Origin of the sequence: Pokkaliibacter sp. MBI-7 (assembly GCF_029846635.1) — a bacterium.
Classification (GTDB): Bacteria; Pseudomonadota; Gammaproteobacteria; order Pseudomonadales; family Balneatricaceae; genus Pokkaliibacter.
Window position 1 is genome coordinate 2,046,581 of the sequence record NZ_JARVTG010000002.1, and the last position, 20,885, is coordinate 2,067,465.

Genomic DNA, 20,885 nt, shown 5'->3' on the forward strand with positions numbered 1-20,885 from the left:
CAATCTCACACTAACCGGGCAGCACCAATCCGTGGCGACATGACGACAAACTCGGAAAACAGTGAAGGCAACGCCGCAGCGTCACAATAGCAAGGGCCACTGATGGCCGGATAATGGTGAAAGCAGACGGCAGACGGTGGCTTCTTGCCACACAGCGAGCAGCAGCCCTGCAGCTCAGTGGTTCAGAACAGCGGCGTCCGCCGCATGGATTTAACATCACTGCGCTGACGCTTATGCTCCATCCGCTTCTGTCGGGAAGAATAGCTGGGCTTGGTAGCAACGCGAGGACGCTGTGGCGCCAGTGCATGTCCCACGACATCACGCAAGCGCTCAACCGCTGCCTGCTTGTTTTGCAGCTGGCTGCGATAGGCCTGTGCCTTGATGATGAAGACACCATCCTTACTGAGGCGATCATCGCGAACACACAGCAATCGCTGCTTGCACTCCTCCGGTAACGAAGACGCCCGGATATCAAAGCGCATCTGTACTGCGCTGGAAACTTTGTTGACGTTCTGGCCACCCGCGCCTTGTGAGCGTATCGCCTGAAAGTCCAGTTCGTCTTCGGCAATGCTGAGGTAGGGAGTGAGCAATATACGATCCAACCCGTTCTCCTGATCTCCGACGCCTCAGCGTCGGCTTGGCAAAGTGTAGAAAGTAGACATGGTGTGAACAGAACATCGCGGATAACCTGGCGCGCTCTGCTACGCAGGACAGCCTTTATACCGTCGCGTTTTCCTGAACCAGAACCCAGGGTTTGACGACCACTGCCCACAATGAGGCATTATGCTCATGCCAGTGTAAGGCTTGCGGTACCGTAGTCTTACCGACCAGCCCCTGACGCAGCCAGCCCTGAATCTGTTCAGCACGGTCTTCAGCAAAAGCCAGCGCCACTGCCACCAGATCGAGCTCTGCAGCAACCGACACCAGATCACCACTGGCAAAAAAGCGTTCAACTTCCTTCCAGCTGATCTGTGCCGTCTCCAGATTGATCTTGTGCTGCAACAGGGTGCGATCAGCCTCCCCGGCGAACGGCAAGCCGTCTTGTGACTCATTCATTGCTTTCGTATCGCTCTTGTTGAGCCAAGGCTCATTTGACCTGATATTGCTGCAACGCATAGGTTTCTATGCCCTGCAGACGCTGAATCTCGACCTTCACCAGACCAACACCCTTGGCATAGAACTCTATCCGCTTCTCATTGATACCCGTCTTGAAGGTATACATATCGCAGTCAAAAACCCCAGCAGGGACTTTTAACGGCAACTTGCAGTGCTGATAGTTAATCCAGCCGCCTTCATTCTGGTAATCGCGCTGCTGTCCGTCGGGTGCAACGAGGTTCTGTTCGGTACGTGGCTTCGCTTCGGTCAGTGCAGGCGCCTGATAAAAGTCCACGGCTTCATCCAGTGAACCATCCGCATTGCCACGCACCCAGTGCCCTGCGCCCAGCACATCATAGTAGTACCAGGGCTGACCATTGAGCATCTGGATCTTCTCTACCTTTGAGCTGACCAGCCTGGCCGGGTCACCATTGACCACATAGCTCCAGCTGTTACCCACTTTAAGTGGCACCACGGCATCCACCGCGTGGTTGATGAAATCATCCTGATTGATACGTGGCTGTACATTGCCATCAGTGCTCTGCGGTACGGCCTCACCCGATGAGGAAGAGCCCAGCAAAGATTGCGGTTTGAGATCACAGCCACTGACTCCCAGAGCCAGCGCCAGACAAACTAACTTCTTGATCATGATAGCTTCACTGCCGAAAGTCTTTGTCGGCGCCTGCCAGAGCGAGCGGGAGTCAACCTCAGCTCAGGCCTTACCCGGTGATGGATCGTCCAGCACAGTTTGACGAAGAAGAGCCCTGCTCTTCCGATTCAACGGCGCCCAATGTGGGGCGAAATCTTAACAGCTTCGCTCAGGATTAAAATCTTTTCTGCTCTTCCATAAAGCCCATTAAGCGACATGGCTACGCGGTCTTTACAAGGAAAAACCATCCTCCCGGTTGATAACCTGCACAAATATTGCAATCTTTATCAACTATTTCACCATCACTACGAATTCCCCCGCATACACAAGGAACGCCCATGCCGATTCGTCGCCTTTCTTTTGCCGCTCTGGCGGTCAGCACCGTGCTGGCCCTCAGTGCCTGCTCCAGTGTCCAGTACCATCCTGCCTACACCGCTGGCAAGACCTACCACCTGACCATCCTACATACCAACGATCACCATGGCCACTTCTGGCGCAATGACCATGAAGAATACGGTATGGCAGCACGGAAAACACTGATCGACCAGATTCGTCAGGAAGTAGCGGCTGAAGGTGGCAGCGTGCTGCTACTGTCGGGTGGCGACATCAATACCGGCGTCCCCGAGTCTGACCTGCAGGACGCCGAGCCAGACTTCAAAGGCATGAAAATGCTGGGTTATGACGCCATGGCCATTGGCAACCACGAGTTTGACAACCCGCTGAACGTCCTGCGCCAGCAGCAAAACTGGGCAGGCTTCCCGCTGCTGTCCGCCAATATTTATGACCATGCCAGCGGTAAACGCCTGTTTGATCCCTATCACATCTTCGATGTACAGGGCATCAAGATTGCGGTCATGGGACTGACCACGGAAGACACAGCCAAGATCGGCAACCCGGAATATCTTAACGGCATCGACTTCCGCAACCCCATCGCAGAGGCAGCCAAACTGGTGCCTTCCCTGCACAAGCAGGCCGATATCGTCATTGCTGCAACCCATATGGGCCACTACGACAATGCCCAGCACGGCATCAATGCACCGGGTGATGTCAGTCTGGCGCGACAAGTGCCCGGTATTGATCTGGTGGTTGGTGGACATTCGCAGGATCCGGTGTGCATGCAGGCAGAGAATGTCTCCAATGCAGCCTTCCAGCCGGGCGATCCCTGCGTTCCTGACACGCAGAACGGCACCATCATTGTGCAAGCCCATGAATGGGGAAAATATGTCGGTCGTGCTGACTTCACCTTCAAGGATGGCAAACTGACGCTGGACCGCTATCAGCTCATCCCTATCAACATGACGAAAAAGGTCAAGGTTGATGGCGAAAGCAAGCGCGTACTGGTGGGCGAACGTATTCAGGAAGATCCGGCCATGCTGGCGTTCCTGACGCCCTATCAGGAAAAAGGACAGAAGGAGCTGAGTGCCGTCGTCGCCAGCAGCAATGGCACCCTGGATGGTGATCGCAAAGATGTGCGCTTCCATCCCACCAACCTTGGCGAACTGATTGCGGTGGCACAGATGAATGCCGCCAACGCCGATCTCGGTATCGTCAACTCCGGCGGGGTACGCGACAGTATCGAAGCAGGGCAGATCACCTACAAGGATGTGCTCAAGGTACAACCCTTTGCCAACGCCGTGTGCTTTGTGGAAATGACAGGCAAGGAGCTGAAAGGCTACCTGGCAACCATCGCTGCCATGCCGGTGGATTCAGGGGCCTTTGCCCAGTTTGGTGGTGTCAGCTTCAAATACGCCAATGGTGCCGTCAGTGATGTCGTGGTGTACGGCAAAGGGCGTCGTGAGGTGCAGGATAATGAGATGTACCGATTGTCCATCAACAGCTTCTCCGCCTCCGGTGGCGATAAGTACCCTGTGCTTGATCAGCGGGCCGACTTCGTCAACACCGGCATTGTCGACGCGGCTGCGTTAAAGGACTTCCTGCATGCCCGCGGCACTATTGATACCACCGAATTCGAGCCGGGAGACAAGGTCGTTCGGCAGTAAGTAGTTCGATGGTAAGTACCGCGCAGAACCTATTTACACGCTAAGCGGGTTGCCTGCCTTTTCGAGCAAGAGGCAGGCACTTCCCGATTTGAATCTGCCCGCCATTAGCCTCCCCGCTCTGATTCTCCCCTCCTGAGTTATGACCCCGTCAGCACCAGCAAGCCAAAGGGAACCAGACCATTTCTAGCGCTGACTAAAGATCAGGCGGAGAGATAGGAATCTATCGCCAGCCGCAGACATTTCAGGGGCTTTTCTGGATAAAAGCGCAGTTTGCAGCAATACTGCTGCACCGACGCGATGGTCATACCCATCAACTGGGGCCAGTGACTGGCGCCTATGAACAGTTGCTGACTCCTATGGATAGCCACTTAGCTGAGAAGACAGCTGCCAGTTCTGCCAGTGTCCGGCTGTATCACACAGCCATACCGCACAGCCAGCAGCCATCGCCCTATCAGAGGACACACCAGATGCAGAAGTGCTGGAAGAAAAGCACAGTCGTACTCATCGCCCTATTACTCGCAGGCTGTGCAGCAAAAAAAAGCACCACAATCCCACAACCACAACAACCACAGGAAGTCGAGAGTGCCAAGCCGCCACAGGCCGTTCGCTCCCATTTTCCCGATGTGCCAGAGGCACAGCCTGAGTTCCCTCCCTTCACCCTGGGTACCGACTATGGCAAAGCCGCAGAACTGACCGTCAGCCATTTCAATACGCTCTTTCAGGAGAAGGAGTTCGCCGACCTACTCAAGGGAGCAAGCTCAGGCGATCAGCTGGCACTGGCTCAGGTCACGCTGCGTGTAGTGCAGCAGCGTCAGCCCGCAGTGTGGATCAACAAGCGCAAAGACATCCGAGTCGCCGTAGAGCATCTGCTCGACAGTCAATATGACAGCAGTGCCACACTCCGCCATGTTGAGGGCGTCACCCCGCCGACGGAGCTGACGCTGCTGAACGTACCGTTCTGGGCCAACTCTGGTGATGGGGCCAATATTCGTAGTGCCCCCACGACGGATGCACGAGTGATTACCATTCTGCGTCTGGGAGCGACGTTCGATGCCTTGGGAGAAACCCCTGAACACTGGCTGGCCATTGGCCGGGATGGTGTCCTGGTGGGTTATATTTCGGCTGATCTGGCGGGCTTGGTGTCTTACCCGCTGTCTACAGCGGAAACAGATCTGGATGCCCTGACGGGCACGCTGGAGAAAGACGATACCCAGGAGTTTCACTTCAAGGATGAGCAGGTGCAACAAACGACCGTCAAAATGAGCATGGGCTGCCAGACGTTAGAGTTTGGCATCAGCACTCCGCTGGCAAAGAAAATCAAGCATATGCGCGTCTGTCAGACTGCCAGTGGCGCATGGCAACAACGCTAGAGTCATCTCTGGTAAACGTCGCAGCTTCCGTGGACAGATTATTACCGCCAGAAAGGCATCGAGCCGGACAGGTAACGTGATAAACGCGCACGAACACACAAGGTAAAGAAAAATATATCTCCATCACAGCCAACAAACTTATTTAACATTATGTATCTGATGGTATACTTTCGCCCCGGTTATGTTACTCAATCCGTCAGGGAAGACGGTTCCTCCTCGCCTTTGCATGGAAGCGCGACTCTTCTCTGACATTTACCAATGCAGAGGAGTATTGCATGCAAGCCCGCTATCTTGTTGCCGCTTTAACCACCTCCATCCTGCTGGCCGGTTGTGCCGGACAACAGCAGAAGAACAATAAGGCTGCCGCCGCGTCGGAAGACAATGGACCCAAGTTCGTCGTCGGCGCCCAGTATGATCAGGTGACCAATCAAACCCTGGATGCCCTGACTACCAACTACAGCACCGGCTCGATCGCCTCGTCACTGGGTGACATCAATGATCAGGATCGTCAGGCGCTGGCGCTGGCCACACAGAAAGTCCTGCTGCAAGGCAAGACCACTTCATGGAAAACCCGTCGCAACAAAACCTCGGTTTCTATCGCGCCTCAATCAGCCGAAGCCAATCTGGTACCCGCGACGCTGCGCTTCCTGCCTGAAGTAACCCCCGTCGATTCATTAACCCTGCTGAACATCCCGTACTGGGTGAAATCCACCAGTGGCGTCAATATCCGTACCGCACCAAGCACTGATGCATCTGTCGCCGCCACCCTGCTGCTGGGCACTACGTTCACCGCGCTGGGTAAAACTGACACCGACTGGATTGCCGTTGGCCGCAACGGTGTACTGGTAGGCTATATGTATGCCCCGCTGGTCGCACCGACTCCCTATCCGCAGTCAGCCAGCGCGACCGATCTGGATACCTTCTCCGGTACTCTGGCCAGCAAAGATGTAACCTTCTTCAACTTTTCCGCCGACGTCGTGCGCGAAAAGAGCATCGGTGTCCGCACTCAGTGCCAGACACTGGCACTGGATATCCGCTCCAAGTCAGTCAAGACCACTGAGCAGTCTCGTCTGTGCCAGGACTTCAACGGTACCTGGGCTAACCGTTAATCGGTAGCAGGAAACAACAAGGGGAGCCACATTGGCTCCCCTTGCTATTCACAGCAGCTATTCACAGCAGCTAGTCACTGCTTTTTGATCCCACTCAACGACTCAGAGAGCCCGTCGGAATGAAAGCGTTACATCCCGCTCAGTCTTCACGCGTGAAGGCGGTGGGATTGAGACTGTAAATATTGTCTACAGACTCGAGGTGGTCGCGGGTTACGTTCAGATTACGCAGCAAGCCATCTTCAATACCGTAGATCCAGCCGTGAATGGCCAGCTCCTGACCATTGGCCCAGGCGTTCTGCACCGCCTTCATGTGGCTGATGTGGGAAACCTGCTCCACGACGTTGATTTCACACAGGCGATTCAAACGCTCACCCACCGGCAGTGCATGAATAGCCTGCTGGTTGTAGTAGTAGGTGTCCTTGATATGACGCAGCCAGTTATCAATCAGCCCCAGATCACCATTCTCCATCGCTGCCTTCACACCGCCACAGCCATAGTGACCACAGACAATGATGTGCTTGACCTTGAGTACGCGCACGGCGAAGTGGATAACAGAAATGGCATTCAGGTCTGAGTGAATCACCAGGTTGGCAATATTGCGGTGAACAAACACCTCGCCTGGCAACAGGCCCATCAACTCGTTGGCGGGAACACGGCTATCCGAGCAGCCAATCCACAGATACTCGGGGGTTTGCTGGTACGACAGCATCTTGAAAAAGCCGGGGCGCTCTTCTTCCATACGCGCAGCCCAATCGGCGTTTTTGGCAAACAAATGATCTAGATTCGAGCTCATAGACAGACCTTCTGCTATGGGGGTATCCCCCTTGACTTGAAACCAGAGCGTCAGTCACAGACTGTATCCTTTGCTAAGCGATAGCAGCCTGCCTTCACGCGCCTGATCCGTTATGCTGACCTACGCCAACCCGAAGAACAGAGGACTTGAGGATGTCAGGAGAGCATTTACCCCCACCCCCTACCTTTGCTCAAGCACTGTCAGCGGCCACGATGGCAGCCCCTTCTGCAGTACCACGGCCTCAACGTAGATCAGCGCATGGAAACCGATCTGAATCCGGCAGCTGTATTGCTGCTCTGTTTATTCTGGTGATGCTGCTTATTGTGGGTAAAGACACACAGGCAAACGAATTACACGTGCTGACAACCGACGACATGCAGAAAGCGGTAGCCCCACTCACTCAGCAATTCGCTCCTGATACCCAGCGTCAGGTCAGCTACTCAACCCTGCAGGCTACGCCCATCGAGCAGCAGCTGGACAGTATCAGAGAGGCCGACATTGTGCTTGGGCTGACGTCCGCTCAGCTGGAAACATTGGCACAGTCAGGTGTCATCGCCAGCAACAGCATTCTGCCACTGACACGCGGCCAGCTGGCTTACTGGCAACCTTCCAGCCATCGCCCCGGCAAGCGCGACCTCTACAACGCCGCGTCACTGTCCATTCCCCTGCCTGACAAGGACCCATATGGGAATGCCGCCAGACAGGTACTCACACTGTTCAATCTGTGGCCATTTCCACGCCGCGTATTTCAGTCGTTTGCGGCAGACGGCGCCTTTGCCCTGGTCGCCTCAGGCAGCACCAGCGGTGGCCTGGTATCACTGACAGCACTAAAGACCCGACGCACCGACCCGCGCACATTCTGGGTTGTCCCCAATAAACTGTACCAGCCGATTATTCTGGCAGGCGCGCAGACTGTCGCCTCTGCTCAACCGGCGCTGGCTACCGCTTTTCTCAGCTGGCTGAGCAGCGACACAGTCCAGCATCAGCTGCAGGAAGTCGGCTACCTTCCGCTGCCTTAAACCTTCGACAAGCGCATATCGACATGGGGAATGCCGTCTTCAAGGTATTCCTCCGACTCCGCGACGAAACCATAACGCCCGTAGAACGCTGTCAAATGCGCCTGCGCACTGAGTGCGACCTCATGCTGCGCAAAGTGCTGCCTGATATAGTCCAGCGCCGACACCATCAGGCGACCCGCCAGTCCGGTCCCTCGTGCCGTCTCAGCCACCACGACCCGACCAATACGCACCGAATCACCGGGAATAATCCGCAGATAGCCGAGCACCGCATCGTGCTCATCGGTATACAGCAGATGCAAGCATTCTGGATCAGCACCATCGATATCGGCGTACAGGCACTGCTGTTCAAGCACAAACACCTGCTGACGCAGGGCCAGCAGCCGGTACAGCTGCAACGGACTGAGCTGATCAAAGCGGTACCATTGTGCAAGAGGCATGATGTCTCCGATACTCGACAGAAAACTGGCGCCTATCATACCGACAGCACTTCATCAGTTCACGTCCAACATTACCTCGAAGCTGCGATAAAGCGGTTCTGTGCCAAAGAATATCCCCCTGCCGGACCACTTCATTTCGGCGGATAAAACCAAGGTAAAGACCGGGTTTTCACTCACAATACAAGTCGCGTTTTTTGTATCAATGCGTTAAAGTGCGCGCATTCGCAGGTTCCGTAACAGGAACAAATGGGAATGGGGTGAGAATCCCCAGCTGCCCCCGCAACTGTGAAGGGGAGTCTGTCCAATACACCACTGTCATATACGACCGTTCCACTGACAGGAATCATGCAATCGCCAGGACGCATGCAGTCGTAGCCCGATGGGAAGGTGGACAGACGTTGAACCGAGCCAGGATACCTGCCTGTGAATGCGTGTCATGTCTGTGATCGGGGTGAATCCCAGACCGGTGTCATCATCGTCGACGCGTCAGTTTTCCTGACAGACCGTTGAACTTCATCTTTCCAACTCATGCTCCGTCTTGCGTCCCTTCCCCTGACGCAGGTCTGCATGCCGTTGCTGTAGTGCCGTTCCACGGTCTGTCGATCTGAATCTCTGGAGACTTACGCCGTGAAATCCTCTTTTACCGCTTTCGCTGGTGCAGGCTTGTTGCGCCCAGCTTTAACTCCGCTGGCCGTCGCCTGTCTGACTGCTACCTTTGCCGTCAACGCTCTGGCGGCGGATGACGACACCACTACCGATGAACTGCTGGTGACAGCCAGCCGACTGCCGCAGGAAGCCAGCAGTGTCGGCAGCTCTGTCACTGTGCTGACCCGCCAGCAACTGGAGCAACGTCAGATTACCCGTGTTGCCGATGCCCTGCGAGGTATGCCCGGCATCAACATTTATCAGACATCCACCCCAGGTTCAGTCACGTATGCTCGTATTCGCGGCCTGAACCAGCGCTTCGTCAAGGTGGTGATCGACGGCGTGACCGTTAACGACCCCTCCGACATCAGCAACAGCATGGATCTTGGCAGCCTGCTGGTCGCCGATATTGAACGCATCGAGATTGTTCGTGGCCCGCAAAGCGCGCTATGGGGTAGCGATGCCATCGGCGGTGTGATTCAGATCATCACCCGTCAGGGCGGCCCCAACCGCACCAATCTGCGCGCCGAAGCAGGCACCAATGACACCCAGACGCTCAGCCTGTCCGGTAGCGGCAGTGCCGGAAAGGTGGACTACGGCTATGGCCTGTCAGGGCTGCACAGTGATGCGTTCTCTTCCCTCAACGAAGATCGTGGCAACGACGAGAAGGACAAGAACAACACCCGCCAGGTTAATGGCCGGGTGACCTATCACCTGACCGATGACTGGGACGTCCGCCTGAATGTCAGCCACAACTACAGCCGCCTTGACTATGATGGCTACGACCCGCTGACCTTCGCCCTGACCGACAACAATGATTTCAGCACGGCAGAACGTAACAGCGTGCGACTGGAAACCAACTTTGCACTGCTGGATGGCAATTTCGAGAACCGTATCGGCTTCAGCCATGCCAACACGCTGCGCAACTATTACACCGAGGCCAGCGGTAACTACGATTACGAAGGCGAAAGCAACAAGGCGGACTATCAGGGCCAGTATCATTTTGGTATCGCCGCCCTGCCCAATCTGGAAAACACCCTGATTGTGGCGCTGGAACACGAAGAAGAAAGCTTTAACAGCACCTACAGCGCTCAGGGCGAAGCAGACAACAGCAGCGATTCCTGGGTGGCCGAGTATCGTGCTGACCTGAGCGACACCGCCAGCCTGAGTCTCAGCCATCGCTTCGATGACAACCATGACTTCGACAACGAGAACAGCTCACGTGCCGCCCTGTCATGGAACGTTCTGCCCCAGACCCGTCTGCATACCAGCTACGGAACAGGTATCAAGAACCCCAGCCTGTATCAGCTATTTGATGCCTACTCAGGCAATCGCGACCTGACTGCTGAAGAAAGCCATGGTGGTGATATCGGTATCGAGCAGAAGCTGGGTGACTGGAGCCTGGATCTGACCTGGTTCAGCAACCGCGTCAAGAATCAGATCGACTACGACTACAGCACCTTCACCTATCAGAACGTTGAGGGTGTCACCCGTAGCAAGGGCGTGGAAGTCAGCGCCAGCGGCAAGATCAACGCACAGCTGCAGCTGAATGCCTCCTACACCTATACCGATGTGGATAACGAGGAAGACAGCACTGCGCTGTTGCGTCAGCCCTGGCATGAAGGCTCTGTCTACGTGGACTACAAACTCGCCGGGCTACCTGCCGCCATTAATACGGGCATTGTCTACAAAGGCCAGCGTGACGACAGCGGCAGCCACCACCTGCCCAGCTACACCGTGTTCAACGTGTCTGGTCGTTATGATCTCAACCCAACCTGGCAGCTGACTGCACGTGTGGAAAACCTGTTTGATCGCGATTATGAAGAGCTGTACGGCTACGGCACTCAGGGTCGCGCTCTATATGTCGGCGTCAATGCGGCGTTCTAACCGGTGGTTGAAAAACGTTATCGAGGCAGCCGAGACAAGGAAATACCCCGCGGGCACAAGAAACAGGCAAAAAAGCGGAGTTTAGTGAACTAAATGAGCATTTTGAGCCTGCTTTTGACGCGGTATTCGGCAACGCAGATCGATTTTCAACGACCTGCTAAGCGCCTGATGACATGCATACGCCCGATGGGTGTATGCATGCTGCTGCTATTCGCCCTGCCGTCCTTCGGCAGGGCTTCTCCTGCGCGCGTTGTATCCATGCATTTCTGTACCGACCAGCTGATCAGCAGTCTGGACGCAAGCGCACAGCTGATATCGGCCAGTTATCTGTCCGATGATGCCAGACTGGGAACGGCAACGTTTTCCAGCCCGCTCCATTTCAATCATGCCAATGCCGATGAAGTGGCCCTGCTGCACCCAGGCCTGGTGGTCACCGATGCCTACAGTGCCAGCAACACACTACAGCTACTCAACAAGCTGCATATCCGTACCCTGAGCCTGCCTGCCCTGCAAAATCTCGACACCATGATGCAGCGTATTACCGTACTGGGGGATGCCCTGGGCCAGCATGACCGAGCCGCCGTGATCGTGGGCAATCTGCGCTCTGCGATAAGTGGGCTGCAGGCTGCCGGCAAACAACGCCGCACGCTGGTGTTGCAGAACGGTGGCTGGATGGCGACCGATGACAGTTTGGCCATCGATCTGTTGCGCCATACCAGTCTGGTAGACGTTCGCCCTGTCAGCCAGCGCAACTGGCAGCGCGCCACAGCGGAGCAGGTCATCACCTGGCAGCCGCAAATCATCATCGTGTTCAAAAGCAGCAACGCCGCGCCTGGGCTAGGCCAGGCCTGGCTGCAGCAGGACTGGCTGCAACAGGGACCATGGCAGCTGATCACGCTCACCGACGATGGCCTTGCCTGCGGTACACCGGAGGTCATTCGTACCCTCGAACAACTCAATCAGCAGCTGGCAATATTACCCACCGATTCATCTCGTTCTCTGGAGCACACTCCTTGAACTCTGACGTACACGCCGCTTCGCGCAGCCTGCTGCTGGGCATCAACGAACAGCGCTACCTGCTGCTGATCATTGTTGCCGTGCTGTTTTGTCTTTCACTGATACTGGCACCCGGTGGCAGCTTCAGCATTCCGGATGGCTTTGATACCAGCCAGCTCATTCTGGAGGTGCGCCTGCCACGCACCCTGCTAACCTTCATCACCGGTGCCAGTCTCGGCCTGTCGGGGGCGGTACTGCAGGGTTATAGTCATAACCCTCTGGCGGAATCCGGCCTGCTGGGGATCAATAGCTGGGCAGCACTGGGCGCCGTGATCGCCTTTTATTTCGGCCCCCTTGCCACACTGGCCTGGTGGGTACCGCTGGGCGGCATTATCGGTGCAGCAGTAGGTCTGGCCGCCCTGGGCTGGCTGGCCCGCCACAGCATGAGTATGACCGGCTTTATTCTGGCGGGGGTTGCCCTGTCTGCACTGGCCTCGGCACTCACCACGCTGGCACTGAACCTGGCACCCAACCCCTTTGCCGCACTGGAAGTCATTTTCTGGCTGATGGGCTCAGCCAGTGATAAAGGGCTGCCTCAGGTCCTGCTGATCATTCCGGCCGTGGCTCTGGGTTGCTGGCTGCTGCTGCGCACAGGGCCCAGCCTGTATGGCTGGAGCCTGGGGCCGGACGTCGCCGCTACCATGGGTATCAGCCCCCAGCGCCTGCGGACACGCATCATGCTGGGTTGTGGACTCTGCGTAGGTAGCACCATCGCCATGACCGGCAGTATCGCCTTTGTTGGTCTGGTCGTTCCGCACCTGCTGCGTCCACTGGTCAGGCATCGTCCTGACAAGCTGTTGCTACACTCACTGCTGGGGGGCGGTGCACTGCTGTTACTCGCCGACACCCTGATTCGCATCCTGCCCATGGGTAACGAACTCAAACTCGGCGTCGTCACTGCACTGATTGGTACGCCGGTGCTGTTTCATCTGCTTTATCGCCAGCGACAGGAGGAGTAACACATGCAAAGTGGTATGCAACTTTGCGCCGCCGGGCTGGAGGTCAGTCATCAGCGCAAAGCACTGCTGGGCCCGGCAGACGTGACGGTGAAACAGGGTGAACTTGTCGCACTCATCGGCCCGAACGGAGCGGGAAAATCAACGCTGCTGAAATCGCTGGCCGGGCTGGTCAGCGACTACCGAGGCCAGATCTATCTCAACGATGACAGCTATCGCAACTTGGTACCTCAGCAGCTGGCTCGTCATATTGCCTATGTACCACAGCAACACCAGTGCGCCTGGCCGCTCACCGTCAGGGAAGTGGTCGCACTGGGGCGACTGGCACAAGGCAATACTGTTGATCAGCATCACCCGCTGGTCGACATGGCACTGAGCCGGTGCGATTGCCTCAGCCTGCAGAACAGAACCGTCAACACCTTGTCGGGCGGAGAACTGGCGCGAGTCATGCTTGCCCGGGCGCTGGCCTGCGATACCCCGATGCTGCTGGCTGACGAACCGCTGGCGGGTCTGGACCCACACCATCAGCTGTCGATCATGGCGGTACTGCGCCGCCTGGCTCACCTGATTACCGAGGGCAGTATCATTCCCAAAGGAGTGCTGGTAGTACTGCATGATCTGGAACTGGCTGCGCGCTTTGCAGACCGGGTCATTCTGATGCACAACGGCAAAGTGCGTGCTGATGGCCTGGCCTCTGAAGTACTGGTTCCAGCTCATATCAATCCGGTCTATGGGGTCGACTTCCGAGTCGACTGGCAAGTCAGGCCACCGCAGATTCAGGCTCTGAGCCCGTTCTAGGCCCTGCATATGACAGCCATGCCCCTTGTTCACTCACAGCGCAGCCGCTCAGTGTTCTCCAGCTCACTATGGTTATGGCTGCTGGTATCACTGGCGGCTCATGGCGTGGCCCTGATTGCCCTCAGCCACACCCCCTGGCTGCTCAGTATGGGAGAGCCGGGTAGTGGGACAACCAGTGGCTCAGCCATCGCCGTCGAGCTGAGCTATGCGGCCAGCCAGCAACCGGCAGACTCGCCCTCTTTGCCAAAACCATTATCGCAACAGGCTGAGCAAAGTAACCCGCCGCCACCCTCAGCACCTGAGCCTGTAGCCGCTCCGCCTGCAACAACCGCTGTCACCATAAAAGAGGTGGAGCACGACCTGGTGCCCTCCACAGCAGCGCTTTCGCCATCACCAGCAACGGCTGACAACGAGAGCCGGAAGCGGCCCAACGTGCCCGTAGTCGCGACCGTGACAGAGGCCAGCGAGCCAGCCCCCAAACCGCTCAAACCCAAGCCGCTGCCCGAAAAAAAGAGCCCCGTCAGCGCTGCCAAACCCGCCTCCCACATCAAGCCACCTGCAGCACCAAAACCTCCAGCAGCGGAGAAAAAGCACGCTACAACGTCGATGCAGGCTCAGCCGACCAACCAGCCGCTGCAACCCGCCAAACCCGATAGCCCGCCACAGACGGACACGAGTAAGCAGACGCCGCCAAAAGACAGCAGCGCGGGCAGCTCGCCCCTTACACAGTCTGCTGCAGCAGCAAACAAGGGCAGTCCATCATCAGCAAGTGACAGGTACACGCTGGGCAGTGCAGACAACCCTTCGCCTCACTACCCCAGTCGCGCGCGGCAGAACAACTGGCAAGGGCGTGTGACCTTACGTGTGACGCTGACACCCGATGGCCGTGCTGAGAAGGTGGATGTTGCCGAGTCCAGTGGTTATGGCGTGCTGGATCGTGCTGCACTGGCAACGGTACAGCAATGGCGGTTCCGGGCTGGCAGCTCTGAAACCGTGCTGGTCCCCATCCGCTTCAAGCTGCAGTAAGCAGCTGATCTTCTGCGTCTGCAGGCCGCTACCGACCGTTTACCACTTTTCCAGCTGCTGGCAGTACTGCAACTCAGCCGGGCTTAGGCGGTAGTGGCCGTAGCGGCCTTGCTGATAGCGCTCGGCACTGATCAGGGTTTGCAGCCGTAACAACGAAGAAAACAATGCCCGGCGTGCTGCCAGATGCTGGAGTACTCGCGGCACCAGACCAATGTCGGTGTAGCGGCTTTGATGGCGGATACGGGTCATTACCGTGCCGGGTATCGGCTCCGCCTTCCAGCACGCCTGACCATCAGGAATACGCAGATAATCCGCCGAGGCAGGAAGACGATTGGCACTCGTCTGCACCTGCAGCCATAGCCTGCCATCAGGGTCGGTACCCGCCAGCGACTGCACCAGCAGATCGCGATTGCTGATCGGCCAGGGCGGATTGAAATAGCTGTGCACCAGCTGGCTCAGTGCCTGTGGCTGAGAGGCTGGCGCGATAAGAGGCTGGTAGCGGACCCGCTCACCGTAAGCCACCCACCTGGAAAAGCTGTCGGCGTCTTCAAGCACAGCCAGCAATGCCGAAGGCTGGGCCTGCACCTGCAACTCACCACGCAGCTCCATAGAGCGACCATCGTCAGCTCCGCGATACCAGACAGCCACTCCTCTGTCTTGCCTGTACAGCTGCCACTCCCCGGCCTGAGCCGACAGTGATAAGAGCAATAGCAGCAGGACCTCTGCGTTGCGGGCAAACACGTTCGCACTCACCCCACACACATCCCTAACTACGGCAGTAAAACAAGCAGCCGATGGCGCAGAAACAACAAACCCTGCACAGGGCAGGGTTTGAACGTATTCCGAACAGCGTTTCAATCGGGGCGCTTCAGAGAAGAAAACGCGGCACCGGCTGAACCAGCGGATTGCTTCAATGGTGTTGACGCACCGGGGTGAAGACCACACTCGCGCAGATCAGCATTCTCCCACCACCAGCGTCCAGACCGCACATCTTCGCCCAAAGTGACGGAGCGGGTACAGGGCGCGCAGCCGATGCTGGGATAGAACTTGTCGTGCAGGATGTTGTAAGGCACGGCAAAGTGGCGGATATAGGCCCAGACCTCTTTTTCCGTCCAGTCAGCCAGCGGATTGAGCTTATCCATGTTGTTGCCCAGATCGCGCTCAGTGAACGCGACGTTATCGCGGGTGACGGACTGTTCGCGGCGAATGCCGGTTACCCAGGCGTCATAGCCTGCCAGTGCACGCTTCAGTGGCAACACTTTACGTACATGGCAGCAGGCCTTGCGCAGTTCAATGCTTTCGTAGAAAGCATTCACGCCATGCTCACTGACATAGGCTTCCACATCCTCAGGACGGGGAAAGAACACCTGAATCCGGCAACTGAGCTGTTGCTGAATGTCCGCCAACAGGGTCAGTGTCTCTTCAGGCAGGCGACCCGTATCGAGACAGAACATGTTGATCGCCGGTGCATGCCGGGCAATCAGGTGGGTGATGACCACATCTTCCGCGCCCAGACTGTTGGCAAAGGTCACCCTGGCATATTTGCCTTCGGCTTCCTGAAGCAGACGGATACTGTGCTCGATTTTGGCCTGCAGCACTTCAGACAGTGCCGCCCTGGCTTGGTTATCGCTCATCTCAGTGTCTCACGGTAATCGGTTCAGTTGGCTCGCCACGGAGCCGGATCGGGCCGGACCGCCCGCACCCTGACGGCGCAAGCAGTCCTTTGAGCGGGTTACTGTGCCCAGCGGCGGAACAGTGGACGGGGATCGTAGGCGCCCCCTTGGTAGTCCACTCCGATCTCGCTCAATGCTTCAAGGTGTTCGGCCTTGAAGCGATCTTCCGCAATCAGGAAGGCATCGAAACCACAACGCGCCATGTACTGCAGACGATCACGGGTCACATCGCCCACTGCACGGATTTCGCCCTGATAGCCAAAACGCTCGCGCAGGATGCGGGCGTGGGTAAAACCACGGCCATCCGTAAAGACCGGGAAGTGCACAGCCACCAGCGGCAATGTACCCACCAGATCCTTGATTGTCAGAGTATCGTCAGCAGGCTCGACCAGCGGTGCAACACGACCAGCATGGCTGCTGATCTCACCATTGGCATCGGCCAGCATACGCTTCAGAGGAATGATCACGTCACCGGCAGGCAGCGCAGCCTCGGCATCCAGACACAGGGTCCAGGTGTCTTCAACCTGCTCAACCTGAGACTGTCTGTTAATGATGAGGGGCATATACACGCTCCTTGAAGGGGTCAACACCTACACGACGAACGGTATCCAGGAAGGACTCATCCTCCCCTTCACGCTGTTCCACATATACTTCCAGCAGACGGGCCACGGTTTCAGGCACTTCATCCTGATGCACGGCCTTGCCGATCACCTTGCCCAGACTGGCATCTTCTGCCGCCGAACCACCGATGGTGATCTGATACCACTGCTCGCCTTTCTTATCGACGCCGAGGATACCGATGTTACCTACGTGGTGGTGACCACAGGCATTCATGCAGCCAGACATATTCAGGCTGATTTCGCCCAGATCGTGGACAAAGTCCAGCAGCTCAACACGCTTGTTGATGGCTTCAGCGACAGGAATAGTCTGAGCGTTGGCCAGAGAACAGAAGTCGAAGCCGGGGCAGCAGATCATGTCGGTGACGGTTCCCACGTTGGGGCGCGCCACATCCAGCTCGATGGCTTTCTGCCACAGGGCCAGCAGGTCTTTTTCAGCGACGTCAGCCAGTACCAGATTCTGGTCGTGGGTGACGCGCAGCTCACCAAAACTGTACTCATCGGCCAGATCTGCGATGGCGTCCATCTGTGCATCGGTTGCATCGCCGGGGGCACGCAGCAGCGGTTTCAGAGACAGCACGACGATGCGATAGCCCTCGACGCGGTGCTCACGGGTGTTGCGCTCAAACCAGACGCGGAAATCGCTATTGCCGGACAACAGCGCCTGCAGGCCTGCATCAGCGGCTGCGGCAGAATCGTAAGCAGGTTCGGTGAAGTAGGCTTTCAGGCGTACCACTTCCTGCTCATCAAGAGTCATGGGGCCGTCTTTGACATGCGCCCACTCAGCATCAACAGCATCACGGAATGCATCAATGCCCATAGCGTTAACCAGAATCTTGATACGCGCCTTGTACTTGTTGTCACGGCGCCCGTGCAGGTTGTAAACGCGCAGGATGGACTCGAGGTAGGACAGCAGGTGTTTCTTTTCCAGCCAGGGGCAAATCACTTGACCGATAAACGGCGTGCGGCCCAGACCACCCCCTACATAGACACGGAAACCCACTTCACCCGCTTCGTTTGGTGTCAGATGGATGCCGATATCGTGCACCTGAGTGGCAGCACGGTCGCGCTCGCTGGCGGTCACGGCGATCTTGAACTTGCGTGGCAGATAAGCGAATTCAGGGTGCAGCGTTGACCACTGACGGATCAGCTCACACCAGGGACGAGGATCTTCCACTTCGCCAGCAATCACACCGGCGTACTGATCACTGGTGGTATTACGGATACAGTTACCACTGGTCTGAATGGCATGCATCTGCACTTCAGCCAGCTCCGCCAGGATGTCAGGTACAGATTCCAGCGTCGGCCAGTTGAACTGGATGTTCTGACGGGTAGTGAAATGGCCATAGCCTTTGTCGTAAGTACGGGCAATATGAGCCAGTTTGCGCAGCTGGTCAGAAGACAGCAGACCATAAGGAATGGCCACGCGCAGCATGGGAGCGAAGCGCTGGATATAGAGCCCGTTCATCAGGCGCAGGACACGAAATTCGTCCTCGGGCAATTCACCTGCCAGATAACGGCGGGTCTGGTCACGGAACTGCGCGACCCGATCATCCACCAGACGCTGGTCATATTCGTTATAAACGTACATGGGGCTTTTTCACACACTCAGATTCACGGTTTGTTTCCACATGGACACCGACTTCACGGAAGTACTGTGTCAGCATGCAGCCCTGCTTTATTAGTAAGTTTTCTGCGCAGCGGACGTCTGTCCAGTGCGCCATCAGAGCAATTGGGGAGCCAGGCATAGCCTGTTAACTATGTGTGGGTCTCAATGTGCAGGCATACAACCACATCGTTACCCAACCATCACCGACCACTTCTCGCCCTGCCGAATTCAGCCTGACGACCAGCGATGGCTCGACCCATTTTCACTATTGGCTGAGCATGGTAGAGGAGGAGGTTATATAACTCAAAAGAATAATTTCTTATTTATATAGCTTCTTTGATTATGAAATTAAGGCGGTGTCGTGCTCTGCCCGCTGCACGCCATTCATATATCTTTCGGAAATGACAACATGCCAATTTATTCTTTTTTGTTTTAAATCTATGCCTCTATGATGGCTCTGTTAAAATTCGCCGACACTGTTTTAGGACCCGTCCCCTCTCCAACCCAATCACTAAGTGATTGAACTGCGATGGAGACACTCAAACCAAGCAAATAAGGACAGGGCTGACCAGTGCAAACCGTGATTGCCTGCTAACTGGTTAAACGAAGTTAAAAGGAAAGTGTTCATGTCTATCGCCTTGTTCTATGGCTCAACCACAGGTAACACCGAGGAAGTCGGCAAGAAGATCATCGCCAAGCTGGGTGCCGATGTAGACGTCTACAGTGTGGACGATACACCTGTTGCCGTTGCGGCAGCCTACGACTTCATCATTTTCGGCATCCCCACCTGGGACTACGGCGAGATTCAGGAAGCCTGGCAGGAAGTATGGGATGACGTAGATGACGTCGATTTTGCCGATAAAACCGTCGCGTTTTACGGTCTGGGCGACCAGTTTGGTTACCCCGAATGGTTCCTTGATGCCATGGGCATGCTGCATGACAAAGTCATCGCCCAGGGCGGCAAAGCCATCGGTTACTGGTCTACCGAAGGATACGAGTACGAAGCCTCCAAGGCTGCCACTGCCGACGGCAAGCAGTTTGTAGGCCTGGCCATTGATGAAGACTGGCAACGCGATCAAACCGATGAGCGGGTTGAGCGCTGGGTCCAGCAGATTAAATCGGAAGCAAACCTGGCGTGATGCCGGGTTTGTCTGCATAACGAGGGTGCCATGTCCGAAGCGACCAAACCATCAGTAGTGAATACCCTGTCTGAACGTCAGCTGACTCACCTGAAGCAGCTTGAAGCAGAGTCCATCCATATCATCCGTGAGGTAGCCGCCGAGTTTGAAAACCCGGTGATGCTGTACTCCATCGGCAAAGATTCAGCGGTCATGCTGCATCTGGCCTGCAAGGCGTTCTACCCTGGCAAGCCTCCCTTCCCGCTGATGCATGTGGATACCACCTGGAAATTCCGGGAAATGATCAGCTTCCGCGACGAGATGGCCAAAAAGCTTGGCATGGACCTGATTGTCCATATCAACGAAGACGGGGTTAAGCAGGGCATCGGCCCCTTCACCCACGGCTCCAAGATCCACACCGACGTGATGAAGACCGAGTCACTCAAACAGGCACTGGACAAGTACGGCTTTGATGCTGCGTTTGGTGGTGCCCGTCGTGACGAAGAGAAATCCCGCGCCAAGGAGCGTGTGTATTCCTTCCGTGACAAGAAACATCGCTGGGATCCGAAAAACCAGCGTCCTGAGCTGTGGAACCTCTATAACGGCAAGGTTCACCGTGGCGAATCCATTCGGGTATTCCCGCTGTCCAACTGGACCGAGCTGGATATCTGGCAATATATCTTCCTTGAAAGTATCCCAATCGTTCCCCTTTACTACGCAGCAGAGCGTCCTGTGGTTGAGCGCAACGGCACCCTGATCATGGTTGACGACGAACGTATGCCACTGGAAGCAGGCGAGAAGCCGGTGATGAAGTCAGTACGCTTCCGTACTCTTGGCTGCTACCCGCTGACAGGTGCGGTGGAATCCACCGCCAACACCCTGCCTGAAATCATTCAGGAAATGCTGCTGACCAAAACCTCCGAACGTCAGGGCCGAGTGATCGACCATGACCAGGCAGGCTCCATGGAGCAGAAGAAGCGCGAAGGGTATTTCTAAAGGCGTGTTGTTCACCGCCCTTAGCAAGAACG

General features: G+C 56.4%; 20 protein-coding genes and 1 riboswitch. Of the genes, 11 read left to right on the forward strand and 9 right to left on the reverse strand.

Going from position 1 to position 20,885, the window contains the following annotated elements:
- Nucleotides 1-182: 182 nt before the first annotated feature.
- The 3 genes from arfB to QCD60_RS29050 all read right to left on the reverse strand — a co-directional run bounded on the left by arfB (nt 183) and on the right by QCD60_RS29050 (nt 1,744).
- Nucleotides 183-602 carry an alternative ribosome rescue aminoacyl-tRNA hydrolase ArfB gene (gene arfB, locus QCD60_RS29040; RefSeq protein WP_279790840.1) on the reverse strand — a complete coding sequence of 140 codons (420 nt, stop codon included), beginning with the start codon at nt 600-602 and terminating at the stop codon, nt 183-185.
- A 115-nt stretch (nt 603-717) separates the two neighbouring features.
- Nucleotides 718-1,056 (reverse strand): DUF2288 domain-containing protein, encoded by a 339-nt coding sequence (locus tag QCD60_RS29045; protein ID WP_279790842.1) that lies wholly within the window; start codon nt 1,054-1,056, stop codon nt 718-720.
- A 31-nt stretch (nt 1,057-1,087) separates the two neighbouring features.
- A complete protein-coding gene (locus tag QCD60_RS29050; protein WP_279790844.1) occupies nt 1,088-1,744 on the reverse strand; it encodes a hypothetical protein in 657 nt (218 codons plus the stop codon).
- A 338-nt stretch (nt 1,745-2,082) separates the two neighbouring features.
- Here QCD60_RS29050 and ushA point away from each other — a divergent pair, with 338 nt between their 5' ends.
- From ushA to QCD60_RS29065, 3 genes are all read left to right on the forward strand, one after another.
- On the forward strand, nt 2,083-3,744 hold the full coding sequence (ushA, locus tag QCD60_RS29055) for a bifunctional UDP-sugar hydrolase/5'-nucleotidase UshA (RefSeq protein ID WP_279790846.1): 1,662 nt from the start codon (nt 2,083-2,085) through the stop codon (nt 3,742-3,744).
- A 467-nt stretch (nt 3,745-4,211) separates the two neighbouring features.
- Nucleotides 4,212-5,114 carry an SH3 domain-containing protein gene (locus QCD60_RS29060; RefSeq protein ID WP_279790848.1) on the forward strand — a complete coding sequence of 301 codons (903 nt, stop codon included), beginning with the start codon at nt 4,212-4,214 and terminating at the stop codon, nt 5,112-5,114.
- A gap of 275 nt (nt 5,115-5,389) precedes the next feature.
- Nucleotides 5,390-6,223 carry an SH3 domain-containing protein gene (locus tag QCD60_RS29065; RefSeq protein ID WP_279790850.1) on the forward strand — a complete coding sequence of 278 codons (834 nt, stop codon included), beginning with the start codon at nt 5,390-5,392 and terminating at the stop codon, nt 6,221-6,223.
- Nucleotides 6,224-6,362: 139 nt separating this feature from the next.
- Here QCD60_RS29065 and can read toward each other — a convergent pair whose 3' ends face one another.
- Nucleotides 6,363-7,016, reverse strand: a complete 654-nt coding sequence (can, locus tag QCD60_RS29070; RefSeq protein WP_104155243.1) for a carbonate dehydratase — start codon at nt 7,014-7,016, stop codon at nt 6,363-6,365.
- 356 nt (nt 7,017-7,372) lie between these two features.
- Here can and QCD60_RS29075 point away from each other — a divergent pair, with 356 nt between their 5' ends.
- Nucleotides 7,373-8,035, forward strand: coding sequence for a substrate-binding domain-containing protein (locus QCD60_RS29075; protein ID WP_279790853.1), 663 nt, complete (start codon nt 7,373-7,375; stop codon nt 8,033-8,035).
- Here the strand turns inward: QCD60_RS29075 and QCD60_RS29080 are convergent.
- On the reverse strand, nt 8,032-8,472 hold the full coding sequence (locus QCD60_RS29080; RefSeq protein ID WP_279790855.1) for a GNAT family N-acetyltransferase: 441 nt from the start codon (nt 8,470-8,472) through the stop codon (nt 8,032-8,034). The two genes, QCD60_RS29075 and QCD60_RS29080, sit on opposite strands and share 4 nt — an antisense overlap.
- Nucleotides 8,473-8,681: 209 nt before the next feature.
- Nucleotides 8,682-8,912, forward strand: a riboswitch (cobalamin riboswitch).
- Between the two features lie 187 nt (nt 8,913-9,099).
- On the opposite strand from QCD60_RS29080, the gene QCD60_RS29085 reads away from it, so the two are divergent.
- From QCD60_RS29085 to QCD60_RS29105, 5 genes are all read left to right on the forward strand, one after another.
- Nucleotides 9,100-11,004 (forward strand): TonB-dependent receptor, encoded by a 1,905-nt coding sequence (locus QCD60_RS29085; protein WP_279790857.1) that lies wholly within the window; start codon nt 9,100-9,102, stop codon nt 11,002-11,004.
- 198 nt (nt 11,005-11,202) lie between these two features.
- A complete protein-coding gene (locus tag QCD60_RS29090) occupies nt 11,203-12,021 on the forward strand; it encodes an ABC transporter substrate-binding protein (protein WP_279790859.1) in 819 nt (272 codons plus the stop codon).
- Nucleotides 12,018-13,019: an iron ABC transporter permease gene (locus QCD60_RS29095; protein WP_279790861.1), complete on the forward strand. Its 1,002-nt coding sequence runs from the start codon at nt 12,018-12,020 to the stop codon at nt 13,017-13,019. Before QCD60_RS29090 ends, QCD60_RS29095 begins: the two co-directional genes overlap by 4 nt.
- A gap of 3 nt (nt 13,020-13,022) precedes the next feature.
- Entirely contained in the window at nt 13,023-13,814 is a 792-nt protein-coding gene (locus QCD60_RS29100) for an ABC transporter ATP-binding protein (protein ID WP_279790863.1), read from the forward strand.
- A 9-nt stretch (nt 13,815-13,823) separates the two neighbouring features.
- On the forward strand, nt 13,824-14,840 hold the full coding sequence (locus QCD60_RS29105) for a TonB family protein (protein ID WP_279790865.1): 1,017 nt from the start codon (nt 13,824-13,826) through the stop codon (nt 14,838-14,840).
- A gap of 39 nt (nt 14,841-14,879) precedes the next feature.
- Here QCD60_RS29105 and QCD60_RS29110 read toward each other — a convergent pair whose 3' ends face one another.
- The 4 genes from QCD60_RS29110 to QCD60_RS29125 all read right to left on the reverse strand — a co-directional run bounded on the left by QCD60_RS29110 (nt 14,880) and on the right by QCD60_RS29125 (nt 18,721).
- Nucleotides 14,880-15,593, reverse strand: a complete 714-nt coding sequence (locus QCD60_RS29110) for a hypothetical protein (protein WP_279790867.1) — start codon at nt 15,591-15,593, stop codon at nt 14,880-14,882.
- Between the two features lie 101 nt (nt 15,594-15,694).
- Nucleotides 15,695-16,474, reverse strand: a complete 780-nt coding sequence (locus QCD60_RS29115) for a phosphoadenylyl-sulfate reductase (protein WP_279790869.1) — start codon at nt 16,472-16,474, stop codon at nt 15,695-15,697.
- A gap of 98 nt (nt 16,475-16,572) precedes the next feature.
- Nucleotides 16,573-17,076 (reverse strand): DUF934 domain-containing protein, encoded by a 504-nt coding sequence (locus QCD60_RS29120; protein WP_279790871.1) that lies wholly within the window; start codon nt 17,074-17,076, stop codon nt 16,573-16,575.
- Nucleotides 17,060-18,721 (reverse strand): nitrite/sulfite reductase, encoded by a 1,662-nt coding sequence (locus QCD60_RS29125; protein ID WP_279790873.1) that lies wholly within the window; start codon nt 18,719-18,721, stop codon nt 17,060-17,062. Before QCD60_RS29125 ends, QCD60_RS29120 begins: the two co-directional genes overlap by 17 nt.
- A gap of 644 nt (nt 18,722-19,365) precedes the next feature.
- Here QCD60_RS29125 and fldB point away from each other — a divergent pair.
- Complete coding sequence (fldB, locus tag QCD60_RS29130; protein ID WP_279790875.1) at nt 19,366-19,878, forward strand: flavodoxin FldB; 513 nt, start codon at nt 19,366-19,368, stop codon at nt 19,876-19,878.
- 30 nt (nt 19,879-19,908) lie between these two features.
- Nucleotides 19,909-20,853, forward strand: a complete 945-nt coding sequence (gene cysD, locus QCD60_RS29135) for a sulfate adenylyltransferase subunit CysD (RefSeq protein WP_279790876.1) — start codon at nt 19,909-19,911, stop codon at nt 20,851-20,853.
- The last annotated feature ends 32 nt before the right edge of the window (nt 20,854-20,885 follow it).